At 65.7% G+C, this 16,348-nt stretch carries 15 protein-coding genes; 11 read left to right on the top strand and 4 right to left on the bottom strand.

Annotated elements, in window-relative coordinates; translation table 11 throughout:
- Positions 1-21 precede the first annotated feature (21 nt).
- Positions 22-1,737 (bottom strand): single-stranded-DNA-specific exonuclease RecJ, encoded by a 1,716-nt coding sequence (gene recJ, locus D7S89_RS04830; RefSeq protein WP_121276210.1) that lies wholly within the window; start codon positions 1,735-1,737, stop codon positions 22-24.
- 85 nt (positions 1,738-1,822) lie between these two features.
- Positions 1,823-2,899 carry a regulator gene (locus tag D7S89_RS04825; RefSeq protein WP_121276208.1) on the bottom strand — a complete coding sequence of 359 codons (1,077 nt, stop codon included), beginning with the start codon at positions 2,897-2,899 and terminating at the stop codon, positions 1,823-1,825.
- Positions 2,900-3,110: 211 nt separating this feature from the next.
- On the opposite strand from D7S89_RS04825, the gene D7S89_RS04820 reads away from it, so the two are divergent.
- From D7S89_RS04820 to ftsB, 11 genes are all read left to right on the top strand, one after another.
- Entirely contained in the window at positions 3,111-3,389 is a 279-nt protein-coding gene (locus D7S89_RS04820) for a type II toxin-antitoxin system RelE/ParE family toxin (RefSeq protein WP_121276206.1), read from the top strand.
- 21 nt (positions 3,390-3,410) lie between these two features.
- Complete coding sequence (locus D7S89_RS04815; RefSeq protein WP_121276204.1) at positions 3,411-3,713, top strand: HigA family addiction module antitoxin; 303 nt, start codon at positions 3,411-3,413, stop codon at positions 3,711-3,713.
- Between the two features lie 286 nt (positions 3,714-3,999).
- The gene (locus D7S89_RS04810; RefSeq protein ID WP_121276202.1) at positions 4,000-5,253 is read left to right on the top strand and encodes a lipoprotein-releasing ABC transporter permease subunit; all 1,254 of its coding nucleotides are present in this window, start codon (positions 4,000-4,002) and stop codon (positions 5,251-5,253) included.
- 34 nt (positions 5,254-5,287) lie between these two features.
- Positions 5,288-6,001: an ABC transporter ATP-binding protein gene (locus tag D7S89_RS04805; protein ID WP_121277296.1), complete on the top strand. Its 714-nt coding sequence runs from the start codon at positions 5,288-5,290 to the stop codon at positions 5,999-6,001.
- A gap of 48 nt (positions 6,002-6,049) precedes the next feature.
- Positions 6,050-6,838 (top strand): TatD family hydrolase, encoded by a 789-nt coding sequence (locus tag D7S89_RS04800; RefSeq protein ID WP_121276200.1) that lies wholly within the window; start codon positions 6,050-6,052, stop codon positions 6,836-6,838.
- A gap of 72 nt (positions 6,839-6,910) precedes the next feature.
- Positions 6,911-9,466 (top strand): DNA internalization-related competence protein ComEC/Rec2, encoded by a 2,556-nt coding sequence (locus tag D7S89_RS04795; protein WP_121276198.1) that lies wholly within the window; start codon positions 6,911-6,913, stop codon positions 9,464-9,466.
- A gap of 29 nt (positions 9,467-9,495) precedes the next feature.
- Positions 9,496-10,299 (top strand): alpha/beta fold hydrolase, encoded by an 804-nt coding sequence (locus tag D7S89_RS04790; protein ID WP_121276196.1) that lies wholly within the window; start codon positions 9,496-9,498, stop codon positions 10,297-10,299.
- A gap of 74 nt (positions 10,300-10,373) precedes the next feature.
- Positions 10,374-12,023: a CTP synthase gene (locus D7S89_RS04785; RefSeq protein WP_121276194.1), complete on the top strand. Its 1,650-nt coding sequence runs from the start codon at positions 10,374-10,376 to the stop codon at positions 12,021-12,023.
- Positions 12,020-12,874: a 3-deoxy-8-phosphooctulonate synthase gene (gene kdsA, locus D7S89_RS04780; protein ID WP_121276192.1), complete on the top strand. Its 855-nt coding sequence runs from the start codon at positions 12,020-12,022 to the stop codon at positions 12,872-12,874. The genes D7S89_RS04785 and kdsA overlap by 4 nt, the downstream gene beginning before the upstream one ends.
- Positions 12,875-12,985: 111 nt before the next feature.
- The gene (gene eno, locus D7S89_RS04775) at positions 12,986-14,269 is read left to right on the top strand and encodes a phosphopyruvate hydratase (protein ID WP_121276190.1); all 1,284 of its coding nucleotides are present in this window, start codon (positions 12,986-12,988) and stop codon (positions 14,267-14,269) included.
- Positions 14,270-14,350: 81 nt separating this feature from the next.
- A complete protein-coding gene (gene ftsB, locus D7S89_RS04770) occupies positions 14,351-14,827 on the top strand; it encodes a cell division protein FtsB (RefSeq protein WP_121276188.1) in 477 nt (158 codons plus the stop codon).
- An 86-nt stretch (positions 14,828-14,913) separates the two neighbouring features.
- On the opposite strand, the gene D7S89_RS04765 is transcribed toward ftsB, so the two are convergent.
- Together D7S89_RS04765 and hslO are read right to left on the bottom strand one after the other, a co-directional pair.
- On the bottom strand, positions 14,914-15,303 hold the full coding sequence (locus D7S89_RS04765; protein WP_245982706.1) for a hypothetical protein: 390 nt from the start codon (positions 15,301-15,303) through the stop codon (positions 14,914-14,916).
- A 62-nt stretch (positions 15,304-15,365) separates the two neighbouring features.
- Complete coding sequence (hslO, locus tag D7S89_RS04760; protein ID WP_121277294.1) at positions 15,366-16,316, bottom strand: Hsp33 family molecular chaperone HslO; 951 nt, start codon at positions 16,314-16,316, stop codon at positions 15,366-15,368.
- Positions 16,317-16,348: the final 32 nt, after the last annotated feature.

The raw sequence follows: 16,348 nt of genomic DNA, 5'->3' as shown, positions 1-16,348 counted from the left end.
GCGCGAGCGTCCAGCGCGAGCTTAATGGGCTTCGTGCGCGGTCGCGTGCTCGACGATCAGCTGCACGCGGGTGACGCCGTTCCAGGTGTCTTGAGCGAGCCGGTAGGCGATGCGCGCGCGCGCCGGCAGCGGCTCCGTGTGGTTGAACCAGATCGCCTGAAACCGCTGGCGGCCACGCAGCAGCTGCAGCTTCAAGTGTTTGTCCTTCACGAGCGCTTGCGAGGCGACCTCGAACTCGCCCGAGAACGTCGGCGCCGGAAATCCCTGGCCCCAGACGGCCGTGTCGAGCATGTCGACGATCTGCGGCGTGAAGTAGGCCTCTTCGAGATCGCCGTCGGTGACCACCACGCGCGCGAGCGCATCGTCGCTGAGCCATTCGCGGCCTACCGCTTCGAAGGCGGCGGCGAAGCGCGGCACGTCCTGCGCGGCCAGCGTGACGCCGGCCGCCATCGCGTGGCCGCCGAACTTCGCGATGAGGTCCGGTTCGCGTTTGGCCATCAAATCGAGTGCATCGCGCAGATGAAAGCCTGGGATCGAGCGGCCCGAGCCCTTGACGAGGGTGCCGGCGTCGTCGGCCAATGCGAACGTGAACGCGGGCCGATGAAACTTCTCCTTCAAGCGCCCGGCGACGATGCCGATGACGCCCTGGTGCCAGTCGCGATTGAACAGCGTGATCGTCGTCTTGCCCTCGGGGTCGATTCCGGCCAGATCGGCGAGCGCCTGCTCCTGCATGCCGGCTTCGATTTCGCGGCGCTCGCGGTTCATCGCATCGAGCTGCTGTGCCAGCTCCCACGCGCGGCCTACGTCGTCGGTCGTCAGGCATTCGATGCCGAGCGACATGTCGGACAGGCGCCCCGCGGCATTGAGGCGTGGGCCCAGCGCAAAGCCGAGGTCGAAGCCGGAGGCGTTGCGGGCGTCGCGTCCGCTGGCGCGAAAGAGGGCGGCGATGCCGGGCTGCATCTTGCCGCGTCGAATGCGGGTGAGCCCTTGCGCGACGAGCACGCGGTTGTTGCCGTCGAGCTTGACGACGTCGGCGACCGTGCCGAGCGCGACCAGATCGAGCAGGCCGTCGAGGCGGGGCTCGGGACGCGCGCCATCGGCCGAGAAAGCGCCGCGCTCGCGCAGGTGGGCGCGCAGCGCGAGCAGCACGTAGAACATGACGCCGACGCCCGCGATGCATTTGCTCGAGAACGTGCAGCCGGGCTGATTCGGATTCACGATCGCGCGGGCCGCCGGCAGCGTGTCGCCGGGCAGGTGGTGGTCGGTGACGAGCACGTCGATGCCGCGCGCGTTGGCGGCCGCGACGCCTTCGACGCTCGCGATGCCGTTGTCGACCGTGATTAGGAGATCAGGAGAGCGCGTCGCAGCGAGCTCGACGATCTCCGGTGTCAGACCATAGCCGTATTCGAAACGGTTCGGCACGAGGTAATCGACCTGCGCGCCGAACATGCGCAGCCCACGCACCGCGACCGCGCAGGCTGTGGCACCGTCGCAGTCGTAATCGGCGATCACGAGCATGCGCCGACCTTGCTCGAGGGCGTCGGCCAACAGCAGCGCAGCTTCGGCTGCGCCCTTGAGCTCGAGCGGCGTGAGCAGGCGCGCGAGCGCCGTCTCGATCTCCTCCGGCTGCCGCACGCCGCGCGCCGCGTAAAGGCGCGCGAGCACCGGGTGGAGGCCGTGGCGGATCAACGCGGCTTCGTCGGCGGGTGAGCCGGCGCGGGTCACGATTCGTGTCATGCGAGAGAGCGAATAAGGGGTGAAGGGCGGCGGGGCGCGGTATCGATGCGCCGCCCGCCGGGTGCGGCCGCAGGCAGGCCGCGTGTCATTCGAACAGCGACGCGAGCTGGCGGCGGCGCCAGAAGCGGCGCAAGTCTGAGCGCGATGCGGTCAGCGTGACGGAGGCCGTGTCGCCGCATAGCGTCATCGTCAGTGCGCTCAGACGCCCGGTCTCGAGCGCCGCGAGCGATGGCGCGAACCAGTCGTGCTCGAGCGCGGCGAGCGCTTCGTTCCAGCTGGCCCAATCCTGCTGGACGAAGGGGGCCGAGAACGGATCGAGCTCGAGCAGTGTCACACCGCTGGCGGTGGGCAGTTGTTCGAACGTGGTCGGCGCGGCGCTCGTTTCGACGCCGGCTGCGAGGGCGAGGCCGCGGGTGGCCGCTGCATCGGACAGCACGCGCGAGAACGGGCTGCGCACCGGTTGCGCGGCGCCCTGGGCGTGCAGCCAGATCGAATTGACCGCCGGCAGCCCGCGCGCCTCGCGTGCTTCATTGACGGGGTGCTCGAACCAGGCCATTTGCACTTCGTTCTGCAGCTTCATCCACGCGCGCGAGCGTTGCCCGGTATGCGCTTCGTGTGGCAGCCAGATCTCGATGCTGCGTCCGCTCGCGCGCAGCGGCGAGGCGCTGGCCAGCATGCCGAGCGCGTCGCCCGAGAGGTACCAGCGCTTGGGCGTCGGCGCTTCGATGCGCACTCCGAGCTCTTCGATCAGCGGCTTGGCGACGGCCAGCAGCGTGGCGGCTTCGTCGTCACCGAGTGCGAGCGCGGCAGGATCGATGAGCACGAGGTGATCGTGCGCGATCCGCACGTGGACGGGCTCGACGCAGGCCCATACGGCCTGCCCGGGCGTGCCGCCGTCGGCGCGCAGCATATAGGGCGCCAGCGGCGCTTCGTCGGCTGCGTTCGAAGCGATTGCGCCGAACTGGCGCGCCACCCAGCGCTCGTGCGGCAGCGTGCGCTGAAAATCTTCGCCGGCGACGCGTTCGGTCAACGTCGCACGCGCGAGCAGCTTGTCGAGGGCGGGGCTTTGCAGGTTGTGCAGCGCGCTGGCGGCGTCGGTGGCCGTTGGCAGCGCGAAGGGCAGCAGGAGGTGGAGACGGTTGGCATGCATGATGGTGCGCATTGTATGGCAAACGGTCTTGCCGTTTTACGTGCTCTTTCCAAGCGCTTGTTGCACAACGGTTTGCGAACTGTCACTAGTAGGGCTCGCCTGGTCTGTGATCGAACGTCGCTTCGACGAACTCGGACTGCTGCGGCACAAGTCGGTCGCATAGTGGCGCGCAGCACACTAGTAACGTTTGACGTTAATAACGCGTCGCGTTAATATTTAAGCCATGATCACTTCGTTCAGATGCCGCGACACAGCGGCGCTCTTCAATGGCAAGCGGGTTGCCCGCTTCGTCAACATTGAGGGCGTGGCCATGCGTAAGCTGCAGCAGTTGCACGCGGCGGCCGATCTCGACTTCTTGAAGATTCCGCCCGGCAACCAGCTGGAGGCGCTTAAGCGAGATCGGGTCGGACAGTACAGCATCCGTATCAATGGCCAGTGGCGCGTGTGCTTCAAGTTCGCGAACGGCAATGCGACGGATGTGGAAATCGTCGACTACCATTAACCCATCACAAGGGAGAGACCTATGGCACGGGAAGTTCCGCTGGCGACGCCCGGCGAGATTCTGGCGCTCGAGTGGCTTGAGCCGATGGGCATTTCGCAATATGCCCTGGCCAAGGCGATCGACGTGCCGCCGCGTCGCATCAACGAGATCATCAAGCACGGCCGCGCCATCACGGCCGATACGGCTGTTCGATTGGGCGCTTTCTTCGGCATCGATCCGCAAAGCTGGATGAACCTTCAGACGCACTACGACACCGAGATGGCGAAGGAGCGGATCGGCGCGGAAAAGATTGCGGAGATCAGGCAGCATGCCGTGGCCGCTTGATCTTCAGCGAAACATGCGCAATAAACCGCCACATTCGGTACACGTCATACGTGCGACCCAAGCAAGAGCCTGCCAGTGAGCGGGCTTTTTTGTTACTTGGCTGCGCGTGGTTTCTTACGGACTGCTTGGGAAATTACGACGTCAGCCTGAATTTCTCAAGGGCGCGCCAGTCGGCGCTTCGCCGGCATTGTATGGCAAACTTCGCGCTTGACCGGTGGCATCCCGAGGACGCACGGCTGCACCGGGCGCCGCAGGTTGTTTGGCGGAAACGGATTTAAGGACTCGCTTGAAACTCCCCTACGAATGGCAGATCGGCTGGCGCTACACACGCGCCGGCAAACGCACGACGGGCAACGGCTTCATCTCGTTCATCGCGCTCGTGTCGGTGTCGGGCATCGCACTCGGCGTCGCGGCGCTGATCGTCGTGCTCTCCGTGATGAACGGCTTTCAGAAAGAGGTGCGCGACAGAATGCTGTCGGTGCTGGCGCACGTCGAAGTGTTTTCTCCGAACGGTTCGATGCCCCAATGGCAACTGACCGCGCATGAGGCGAAGCAGAACCCGTCGGTCATCGGCGCGGCGCCCTACGTCGACGCGCAGGCGCTGCTCACGCGTCAGGACGCCGTGAGCGGCGTGGCGCTGCGCGGCGTCGAGCCTTCGCTCGAGCCGCAGGTCTCCGATATCGGCAAGGAAATGAAGGCCGGGCGTCTGACCGACCTCGTGCCGGGCCAGTTCAACGTCGTGCTTGGCGCCGATCTCGCGGCCAACCTCGGTGTGACGGTCGGCGACAAGATCACGCTCGTCGCGCCCGAAGGCTCGATGACGCCGGCCGGCATGCTGCCGCGGCTCAAGCAGTTCACGGTGGCCGGCGTATTCGAGTCGGGCCATTACGAGTACGACAGCTCGCTCGCGCTGATCAACATCCACGATGCCGAGGCACTGTTCCGGCTGATGGCGCCCACGGGCGTGCGACTGCGCCTGAAGGACATGCAGCAGGCGCCGGCCGTCGCGCGCGAGCTCTCGCACACGCTGTCGGGCGACCTGTACATCCGTGACTGGACGCAGCAGAACAAGACGTGGTTCTCGGCCGTGCAGATCGAGAAGCGCATGATGTTCATCATCCTGACCTTGATCATCGCCGTGGCCGCGTTCAACCTGGTTTCGTCGCTCGTCATGACCGTCACCAACAAACAGGCCGACATCGCGATTCTGCGCACGCTCGGCGCGCAGCCGGGCTCGATCATGAAGATCTTCGTCGTGCAAGGCATGACGATCGGCTTCGTCGGCACGGCCACGGGCGTGGCGCTCGGCTGTCTCATCGCGTGGAGCATTCCGTGGCTCGTACCGATGATCGAACATCTGCTCGGCGTGCAGTTCTTGCCGCCGTCCGTTTATTTCATTAACGAGCTGCCGTCCGACCTCATACCCGGCGACGTGGTGAAAATCGGCGTGATCGCGTTCGCGCTGTCGTCACTGGCGACGCTTTATCCGAGCTGGCGCGGCGCGAAGGTGCGGCCAGCGGAGGCACTGCGCTATGAATGAGCTCACGATCGAACAACCGGGGATCGACCGAACCATGCGGAATTCTTCCGGCGTAGGCGAATACGTGCTCGAGGCGAGCGGCATTTCGAAATCGTTCGTTCAGGGCGGCCTGAGCGTCTCCGTACTGACGAGCGCACATCTGACGGTGCGCCGCGGCGAGAAGCTCGCGATCGTCGGCGCGTCGGGCTCGGGCAAGAGCACGCTGTTGCATGTGCTGGGCGGGCTCGATGAGCCCAGCACGGGCAGCGTGTCGCTGCTCGGCAAGCCGTTCACGCAACTGGCCGAACGTGAGCGCAACGACTTGCGCAATCGCGCGCTCGGCTTCGTTTATCAATTCCATCATCTGCTGCCCGAATTCAGCGCGCTCGACAACGTGGCGATGCCGCTGCGCATTCGCCGTCTGCCGGCCGAAGAGGCGCGCCGCGAGGCGCTGGCCACGCTCGAGCGCGTCGGGCTCGGGCATCGCGCCAAGCATCGTCCAGGCGAGCTTTCCGGTGGCGAGCGGCAGCGTGTCGCGATCGCGCGCGCGCTGGTGACGAAGCCGGCCTGCGTGCTGGCCGACGAGCCAACCGGCAACCTCGACGGCGCGACGGCCGATACGGTCTTCAACTTGATGCTGGAGCTGTCGGAGACGCTCGAGACGAGCTTCATCATCGTCACGCACGATCCCGATCTCGCGGCGCGCTGCGACCGCACGTTGCGCTTGCGCGACGGCGTGCTGCGCGAAGAGCCGTCCGTGCCGGTCTGACGGCGAGCCGCATCCCGTTTCTCCGTTTCCATAGCGAGGCGTGCCGCCATGTGGATCGATACGCATTGCCATCTCGATGCTTGCGAGTTCGACGCCGACCGCGAGGCGGTGGCGCGCTCGGCGCAGGCGGCAGGCGTCTCGCGCATGGTCATCCCGGCTGTCGAACGCGCCAACTTCGCGACCGTGCGCGCGCTGGCACATGCGCTCGACGGCGGCGCTTACGCGCTCGGTATCCATCCGCTCTATACGCCGCGGGCGGCCGACGGCGACCTGGACACGCTGCGCGCCGAGATCGAGGCGAGCCTGGCCGATCCGCGCTTTGTCGGCATCGGCGAGATCGGGCTCGACTTCTTCGTGCCGGGCCTCGACGAGGCGCGGCAACGCTTCTTCTACGAGGCCCAGCTCAAGCTCGCCCGCGAGTTCGAGCTGCCCGTCATCTGTCACGTGCGCAAGTCGCAAGACGCCGTGCTCAAAGGGCTCCGGCAGTTTGCGATCAAGCGCGGCATCGCTCATGCGTTCAACGGCAGCTTTCAGCAGGCGCACGGCTTCATCGAGCAGGGCATGCGGCTCGGCTTCGGCGGCAACGTGACGTTCGAGCGCGCGCGTCAGATTCGTCGTCTGGCGGCCGAGCTGCCGCTCGAGGCCATCGTCGTCGAGACCGATGCGCCCGACATCTCGCCGGCTTGGCTATACAAGGAGCGCAACACCCCCGACCAGGTGCCGCGCATCGGCGCCGTGCTGGCCGAGCTGCGCGGCCTCTCGGCCGAGGCGCTGGCCCTTGGCACGATGGCTAACGCGCACGAAGCGCTGCCCCGCCTCGCGCTGAGCCACGCATAATCCCCCGAACAGTTTGCGCCATGGCCGGCTCGCTCGAGGCGGCGTGCGGCGTGCTCGTCGAAGGGAGGGGCGATGCGGGTCGTGCTGTGCGCGTTCATGCTCGGGGTCGTCGTGTTACAGCAGCAGGCGGCGTTGCCCACGCGTGTCGAGTGGGGTGGGGGTGCGCTGGTTTGTCTTGCGCTTGGCGCGCTCGCCTTCATGCGCGGGCGTACCGGGTGTGACGCGCAAACAGTGGGTGGCTGGCGGCGCGCGGGCGTGTTGGGCCTGGCCGCGCTTGCGGCAGCGCTCACGGGCTTTGGCTATGCCGCGTGGCGCGCCGAGCTGCGGTTGCGCGAGGTGCTGCCGACGGCATGGGAAGGGCGCGACATCGACGTGACCGGTCACGTGCGCGGTCTGCCCGTGCTCGAGAAGCGGGGCGTGCGCATGCAGTTTGCCGTCGACGTCGAAAGCGCGCGTCGTGCGACCGGTCTCGACCGCTTTCCTTCCACCCTGCAGTTGAGCTGGATCGACCGTTTTGGGCGCGGCGCGCCCGAGCTGGTCCCCGGCGATCGCTGGCGCCTGACGGTGCGGCTCAAACGGCCGCACGGCTACGCCAATTTTGCTGGCGCTGATGCCGAAGCCGCATGGCTCGCGCGCGGCGTGAGGGCGACCGGCTACGTGGCGTCGCCGGCACGGGCGCGACGACTGCCCGGTACGGCGGGTGGCTTGATCACGACGATTGACCGCTGGCGTTTCGCGTTACGTACGCGGATGGGCGAGGTGCTCACGAATGCGCCGCATCGCGGCATCGTGATGGCGCTCGCGATCGGCGCGCAAGACGCCATCGACGAGATGGAGCGCGTCGTGCTGCGGCGGACCGGCACGAGTCATCTGGTCGCGATCTCGGGGCTGCACATCGGCTTCGTCGCGGGCTGGATTGCGGTGCTCTCGGGCTGGCTCTGGCGGCGGTCAATCTGGCTCGGCGCAGCCCTGACGATGAAAGGCCGGCGCGCGTGGCCCCTCATCGTGCCTGCGCCGATCGTCGCAACGCTGGCCGGCGTGTGCGGTGCCGCCGCGTATGCGGCCCTGGCGGGCTTCAACGTGCCGGCGCAGCGTGCGCTCGCGATGCTTGCCGTCAGCGGCGTCGCGTTTGCGCTCGGGCGCAGCGTCGCGCCGTCGTTGGCACTCGCGTGGGCCGGGACACTCGTGCTGATCGTCGATCCGTGGGCTGTCGTCACGGCCGGCTTCTGGCTGTCGTTCGGCGCCGTCGCGCTGATCCTGTTCGCGTTGCATGCGCGCTTGCGCGTTCGCGCCCCGGAGCGCGTCGAGTCTGCTGACGACACAGCCGATGCCGACAGGCCCCGCGCGCAACAGCGGATGCGGCCCGACTGGCGCACTGCGATGCGCGGCCGCATGGCGGCGGCACGCGAGCATGTCGCAAGCGCCTTGCGAGCCCAGTATGCGGTGACGATCGGGCTCGCGCCGCTGACGGCATGGTGGTTCTCACAGGTGTCGATCGCGGGCCCGATCGCGAATGCGGTGGCGATTCCGTGGGTCAGCGCGCTCGTCGTGCCGGCTGTCCTGGTGGGTATCGTGCTGCCGGCGCCGCTCGATGCGCTCGCCTGGCAAAGTGCGCACGCGCTGCTGGTGCCGCTGATGCGGATGCTCGCGGCGCTGGCGAGCCAGCCGTGGGCCGAGTGGCATTTGCCGCGCCCGAGCGTGTGGGCGTGGCTCTCGGCCTATGCCGGCATTCTGTGGTGTCTGATGCCGCGCGGCTGGCCGTTGCGCTTTTGCGCGCCGCTCGCGTGGCTGCCGCTGGCGTGGCCGCCACCGGCAAGCATCGCGCACGGTGCTTTTCGGCTGACTGCGCTCGACATCGGGCAGGGCTCGGCGATCGTCGTCGAGACGGCCCGCCATGCACTGTTGTTCGATGCGGGGCCTGGCCCGGAGTCGACCCATGCGGGAGAGCGCCTCGTCGTGCCGTACCTGCGCGCGAATGGGGTGCCGACGCTCGACGCGCTCGTGATCAGCCATGCCGACGCGGATCACGCGGGCGGGGCGCCGGCCGTGCTCGACGCGCTCGGCGTGGGAGGGGTTCGGCAACTGCTGGGCGGCCTGCCGTCCGCGAACGCGCTGTGGGATACGGCTCGCGCCGTCCAGGCCGAGACGGTGCGCTGTGCGGCAGGGCAGCGCTGGCAATGGGACGGCGTCGAGTTCGTGGTGCTGTGGCCCGATGCGGGGCCGTTGCCGACGAAGTCGAATGCGCAGTCGTGCGTGCTGAAAGTGACTGCGCCCAGTTTCTCGGCGTTGCTGACGGGCGACATCGATGCCGCCATCGAGCGCCTGCTCCGCACGCGCGCACCGCAGGCGCTCGCGGCCGACGTGCTGCTCGTCGCGCATCACGGCAGCAAGACTTCGTCGACCGAACTTTTCCTCGATTCGGTTGATCCGCGCGTCGCGGTTTTTCAGTTAGGCTATCGCAATCGATTTCGCCACCCCCATCCGAGCGTCTGGTCGCGCTTCGCGGCCCGCGGCATCGAACTGGCACGCACCGATCTCGACGGTGCGGCGCGCATCGAACTCGATGCCGGTGTGCTGACGCTCGAGCGCTATCGCGACACGCATCGCCGCTATTGGATGGACGGATAAGACACAAATATGAACAGGAGCAGCGGAGCTTGAAAGAGGTCATCCACTTCTCGCACGCGAACGGTTTTCCAGCATCCACGTATCGGACGATTTTTGCGGAGCTCGCCGACGATTACGAGCTGCGCCACATCGAGCGCATCGGGCACGACGCGCGTTATCCGGTCACGAGCGATTGGCCGCATCTCGTCGACCAGCTGCTTGAAGACATCGGCAATCGCTTCGAGCGTCCCGTATGGCTCGTCGGCCATTCTCTGGGGGGCTATCTATCGCTGATGGCAGCGCTCAAACGGCCGCAATGGGTGCGCGGCGTCGTGATGCTCGATTCGCCCGTCATCGCGGGCTGGCGCGCGAACCTGCTGCGCGTCACGCAGTGGACGGGCCTGGACGAACGGCTCTCGCCGGCCGCGGCCACGCGTACGCGCCGAACGCAGTGGGCGAGCCGCGAGGAAGCGTGGCGGCACTTTCATACGAAGCCCGCGTTTGCGCGCTGGGACGAGCGCATGCTGTCCGATTACGTCGACTTCGGCATTCCGCAGACGGGTGCCGATGGCACGCGCACGCTCGCGTTCGACCGGCAGGTCGAATACCTGATTTACCGCACGTTGCCGCGCACGCTCGGCGCGCGTCTTGCGCACGGTGCGCCGGTGCCCGTGGGGTTCATCGCGGGCACGCAATCGCGCGAGATCCGGCAGGTCGGCCTGGGCGCGACTCGACGCGCGACGGCGGGGCAGTTCGAATGGCTAGAGGGCTCACACCTTTTCCCCATGGAAAAGCCGATCGAGACGGCGCGGGCCTTGCAGCGAATGCTGCACCGGCTCGGTGCGGGAAGCTAGACGGCCAGCCGCGCAATGCTGCGGTTCGGGGCTACCTTTACGGTATAATCCGTTTTTCCCGCGAGCATCCAGCGATGACCAAATATGTTTTCGTCACCGGCGGCGTAGTGTCGTCCCTCGGCAAGGGCATTGCCGCCGCCTCTCTCGCCGCGATTCTCGAATCGCGCGGCCTCAAAGTCACCCTCCTCAAACTCGATCCCTACATCAACGTCGACCCCGGCACGATGAGCCCGTTCCAGCACGGGGAAGTGTTCGTGACGGAAGACGGCGCGGAGACGGATCTGGACCTCGGCCACTACGAGCGCTTCATCAGCACGAAGATGCGCAAGGCCAACAACTTCACGACGGGCCAGATCTACGAATCGGTGATCCGCAAGGAGCGTCGTGGCGACTATCTCGGCAAGACGGTGCAGGTGATCCCGCACATCACGAACGAGATTCAGGCGTTCATCGAGCGCGGGGCCGCGTCGGCAACCTGCGGGGAGCCTGATGTCGCGATCGTCGAGATCGGCGGCACGGTCGGCGACATCGAGTCGCTGCCGTTCCTCGAGGCCGCGCGGCAGATGAGCCTGCGCCTGGGCCGCAACAGCGCCTGCTTCGTTCACCTGACGCTCGTGCCGTTCATCGCGACGGCCGGCGAGCTCAAGACGAAGCCGACCCAGCACAGCGTGCAGAAGCTGCGCGAGATCGGCATTTTGCCGCACGTGCTGCTGTGCCGCGCCGATCGCCGCATTCCCGACGACGAATGCAAGAAGATCTCGATGTTCTCGAACGTGCCCGAAGACGCCGTCATCTCGGTGTGGGACGTCGACAGCATCTACAAGATTCCGCAGATGCTGCACGACCAAGGGCTCGACAGCATCATCTGCGACGAGCTCAAGCTCTCGCCGAATCCGGCCGATCTGTCGATGTGGACCGACATCGTCCAGAAGCTCGAGCACCCCGAGCATGAAGTGACGATCGGCATGGTCGGCAAGTACGTCGATCTGACGGAGTCCTACAAGTCGCTGATCGAAGCGCTGCGGCACGCCTCGTTGCATACGTCGACGAAGGTCAACATCGAATACATCGACTCCGAGCAGATCGAGCAAGAGGGTGTCGACAGCCTCAAGCATCTCGACGCCGTGCTCGTGCCGGGCGGCTTCGGCCGACGCGGCACCGAAGGCAAGATTGCCGCGATCCGCTATGCGCGCGAAGCGAAGGTGCCGTATCTGGGCATCTGCCTCGGCATGCAGCTCGCAGTCATCGAATTCGCGCGTGACGTGGTCGCCCTCAAGGACGCGAACAGCACCGAATTCGACCCGGAAACGCCGCACCGCGTCGTCGCGCTGATCAACGAGTGGTTCGACCGCGAAGGGCGCGTCGAGAAGCGCACGGAAGAGTCGGATCTCGGCGGCACGATGCGCCTGGGTTCGCAGCGTTGCCCGATCAAGCCCGGCACGTTGGCCGAGTCGATCTACGGCAAGGATGTGAACGAGCGTCACCGCCACCGTTATGAAGTCAATAACCGGCTCGTGCCCCAGCTCGAAGCGGGCGGCCTTATCATCAGCGCCCGTACCCCGAGCGAGGATCTGCCCGAGATGATGGAGTTGCCGCGCGACATGCACCCGTGGTTCGTCGGTGTGCAGTTCCACCCCGAATTCACGTCGACGCCGCGTGACGGGCATCCGTTGTTCAAGTCGTTCGTTCAGGCAGCGCTCGCGCACCGTCAGGAGCAGGCATGAAGCTGTGCGATTTCGAGGTCGGTCTCGATAAGCCGTTCTTTCTGATCGCGGGCACCTGCGTGATCGAATCGGAGCAAATGTCGATCGATACGGCAGGGCGCCTCAAAGAGATCTGCGCGAAGCTCGGCATTCCGTTCATCTACAAATCGTCGTACGACAAGGCCAATCGCAGCTCGGGCAAGTCCTACCGCGGGCTCGGCATGGACGAAGGCTTGCGCATCCTTTCCGAAGTGCGGCGCCAACTCGGCGTGCCCGTCCTGACGGACGTTCATGCGATCGAAGAGGTCGAGTCCGTCGCGGCCGTCGTCGACGTGCTGCAGACGCCGGCATTCCTGTGCCGCCAGACCGACTTCATCCAGGCTTGCGCGCGCTCGGGCAAGCCCGTGAACATCAAGAAAGGCCAGTTCCTCGCGCCGCACGACATGAAGAACGTGATCGACAAGGCGCGCGATGCGGCACGTGAAGCAGGGTTGTCGGAAGACCGCTTCATGGCCTGCGAGCGCGGCGTTTCGTTCGGTTACAACAATCTCGTGTCCGACATGCGCTCGCTGGCGATCATGCGCGAGACGGGCGCACCGGTCGTGTTCGATGCGACGCATTCGGTGCAATTGCCCGGCGGGCAAGGCACGAGCTCAGGCGGCCAGCGCGAATTCGTGCCGGTGCTCTCGCGCGCGGCGGTGTCGGTTGGCGTGGCGGGGCTGTTCATGGAGACGCACCCGGACCCGGCCTGCGCGCTGTCGGACGGCCCGAACGCCGTGCCGCTCAAGCGCATGGGCGAACTGCTCGAGACGCTCGTCGCGCTCGACTCGGTGGTCAAGCGCGCGCCGTTGCTCGAAAGCGATTTCAACTGATGATGCCGGCCGGCGGCCACGCAGCGTGCGCGCAAGTGCGCAGTGTCGAGGGCGCGCCGGCTTCGCCGACATCGTCACAAGCAGAATTCAACGTCATTTCTTGAGGAAATCATGAGTGCAATCGTAGACATCATCGGCCGTGAGATTCTGGACTCGCGAGGCAACCCGACCGTCGAATGCGATGTGCTGCTCGAATCGGGCACGATGGGCCGCGCGGCGGTGCCGTCGGGCGCATCGACCGGTTCGCGCGAAGCGATCGAGCTGCGTGACGGAGAAGCGGGCCGTTACGCCGGCAAGGGCGTGCTGAAGGCGGTCGAGCACATCAACACCGAGATTTCCGAAGCCATCATGGGCCTCGATGCATCGGAGCAGGCGTTCCTCGACAAGACGCTGCTCGAGCTCGACGGTACCGACAACAAGTCGCGCCTGGGCGCGAATGCGATGCTGGCTGTGTCGATGGCTGTCGCCAAGGCCGCTGCCGAAGAAGCGGGCCTGCCGCTGTACCGCTATTTCGGCGGTTCGGGCGCGATGCAGCTGCCCGTGCCGATGATGAACATCGTCAACGGCGGCGCACACGCGAACAACAGCCTCGACATCCAGGAATTCATGATCGTCCCGGTCAGCCAGCCGACGTTCCGCGAAGCGCTGCGTTGCGGCGCGGAAGTGTTCCATGCGCTGAAGAAGATCCTCTCGGATCGCGGCATGAGCACGGCGGTCGGTGACGAAGGCGGCTTCGCGCCGAACTTCGGCAGCAACGATGAGTGCCTGTCGACGATCCTGCAGGCCATCGAGAAGGCCGGCTACCGCGCCGGCGAAGACGTGCTGCTTGCGCTCGACTGCGCGGCCAGCGAGTTCTACCACGACGGCAAGTACCAGCTCGCAGGCGAAGGGCTGCAACTGTCGTCGGCCGAGTTCACGGACTATCTCGCGACGCTCGCCGACAAGTTCCCGATCGTCTCGATCGAAGACGGCATGCACGAAAGCGACTGGGCCGGCTGGAAGCTGCTGACCGACAAGCTCGGCAAGAAGATCCAGCTCGTCGGCGACGACCTCTTCGTGACGAACACGCGCATCCTGAAGGAAGGCATCGAGAAGGGCATCGCGAACTCGATCCTCATCAAGATCAACCAGATCGGCACGCTGACGGAGACGTTCGCGGCGATCGAGATGGCCAAGCGCGCCGGCTACACGGCCGTGATCTCGCACCGCTCGGGTGAAACCGAGGATTCGACGATCGCCGACATCGCCGTCGGTCTGAACGCCGGCCAGATCAAGACCGGCTCGCTCTCGCGTAGCGATCGCATCTCGAAGTACAACCAGCTGCTGCGCATCGAGGAAGATCTCGGCGATATCGCAAGCTATCCCGGCAAGTCGACGTTCTATAACCTGCGTTAAACGAACGATCCAGCTTCTCCACGCTTTGCTCGCCGCCCCGTGCTTTAGCCGGGGCGGCTTTGAATTTACGGCACCTTTCGCATGCGGCTCGTCACTGTCGTTCTCGTCGTCCTGCTCGCGCTGATCCAATTTCCGCTCTGGTGGGGTCATGGCGGTTGGTTGCGCGTGCACGAGTTGCGCGAGCAACTGGACGTGCAGCAGCAAAAGAACGCCGACGAGAAGGTGCGTAACGAGCGGATCGAAGGGGAAGTGCAGGACCTGCAAAACGGCACGGCCGCCGTCGAGGAACGCGCCCGTTACGAGATGGGCATGGTCAAGGACGGTGAGGTGTTCGTGCAGTTCGTGTCGCCGAACTCGACGCCGAGCGTCGTATCCGCTGCGCCGAGCAACACGTCGACGCGCGGCGAAGTGTCGGCTGCGCCCGTCAGCGTCGTGCCGAATCCGGTCTCGCGCCTGAAAGGCGATAAGGCCGACAAGAAGCACGCGGACAAAAACAAGGATAAGAAGGCTGCGGCCAAGCATGCCGCTGCCGCACCCAAAGGTAAAAGCGGCGAGTGATCCGCGTTAGTTCGTGAGTGAGTTCATGAACGGGGCGAGTGCTGCAGGGCGGTTGCAGGTCGCGGCCTCATCGTCTTCATCGTCTGTTACCACCACCATCCCGGGCTGTAGTAGCCCACTCCACCGTTCCAGCCACCGTAATACCCGCCGAACATGACGGGTGCGGGATAGTACGCCGGGTAGGCCGGATAGTAGTTCGGTGCCCAATAGCGCGCCCATTCGTCGGCGGCCATCGCTTCGTTTTGTTCCTTGATGACCTGTTGGTCGATCTCGTCGTAACGCTTTTTCTCAGTCTCGGTGAGCGGGTGCGCCGGCGCAGCGGCCCCTGGTTGTTCGGGGGCGAGCCGGCTCAGGACCTGCCCCGAAGGCGCTACGACACAGCCGGACAGCAACACGCCGGCAGCTAGCACGCCGAGCAGCGCCTGTGCGCCGCTGCCGCGCGGCAAGACGGGAAGCAGGCGGATGGGGGGATTCATGACGACCTCCTTGGTAGGCGTCGCGTTCGCTCGGCGGTGCTAGGTTGCGGCGCTCGTCCTGCTCAATGACGCTGTTCGCCGGCAGGCGTGATGCCTGCCGATACACCGCTGGTGGTAAAGAGCTGTACGACGTCGACGGGATCGAACTCGTAGCGCTGATTGCAGTATTCGCAGTGAATTTCGACTTGGCCGGTTTCCTCGATCACGCTATCGACTTCCTCGCGTCCCAGCATTTTCAACATCGCGCCGACTTTCTCGCGCGAGCAGCTGCATTCGAAGCGGGCCGGGGCCGGCGCGAAATGCTGGACGTTTTCCTGCCAGAACAGACGCTTGAACAGCGTGTGCGGCTCTTCCTTGAGCAGTTCTTCCTGCGACAGCGTTCCGCCGAGCACGCAGACGCGGTCCCACGTATCCGCATCGTGGGTGCCCGGGTGGGGCACGATGCCGCCATCGCCCGGCAACTTCTGGAGCAGCATGCCGACCGCGCGCTCGGTGTTCGCGGCCAGCCACAGCCGGGTATCGAGCTGTTCGGAATGATGCATGTAGTGCTCGAGCACCTGCGCGATCGACTGCAGCGGGCCGTCCTCGCCGTTCAAGGGCACGATGCCTTGATAGGGCTGCTGGCCACGACGCTTGTCGCTCGGATCGAGCGTGATGACACAGCGGCCATGGCTGCTCGCGTTGAGCAGTTCCGCGAACGGCAATGACGCGCCTTCCGGGGTGGTGAGGTCGTTCGAGAATTTCGCCGTCGCGCGCATCGTGAGGTCCGAGCTGCACTGCACGACCAGCATCTTCACGGGGCCGTCGCCGAAGATCTGCATGATCAGCGTGCCGTCGAACTTCAGATTCGCGGACAGCAACGCGCACGCGGCCATCATCTCACCGAGGATGTCCCGTACCGGGCCCGGGTACTGCCTGCGGGCCAGCACTTCTTGCCACGTGTTGCGCAGCGAAACGATCTCGCCACGGACGGGCGCCGCGCTGAACATGAATTTTTGCAGCTGATCTTCCACCACTTTTTCCTTCAATCCTTTTGCCTTCAATC

The organism is Trinickia fusca (genome assembly GCF_003628145.1).
In the GTDB taxonomy this organism is placed as follows: domain Bacteria; phylum Pseudomonadota; class Gammaproteobacteria; order Burkholderiales; family Burkholderiaceae; genus Trinickia; species Trinickia fusca.
The sequence above is the reverse complement of the archived record's forward strand: the minus strand, read 5'-3'. Positions and strand labels throughout refer to the sequence as shown.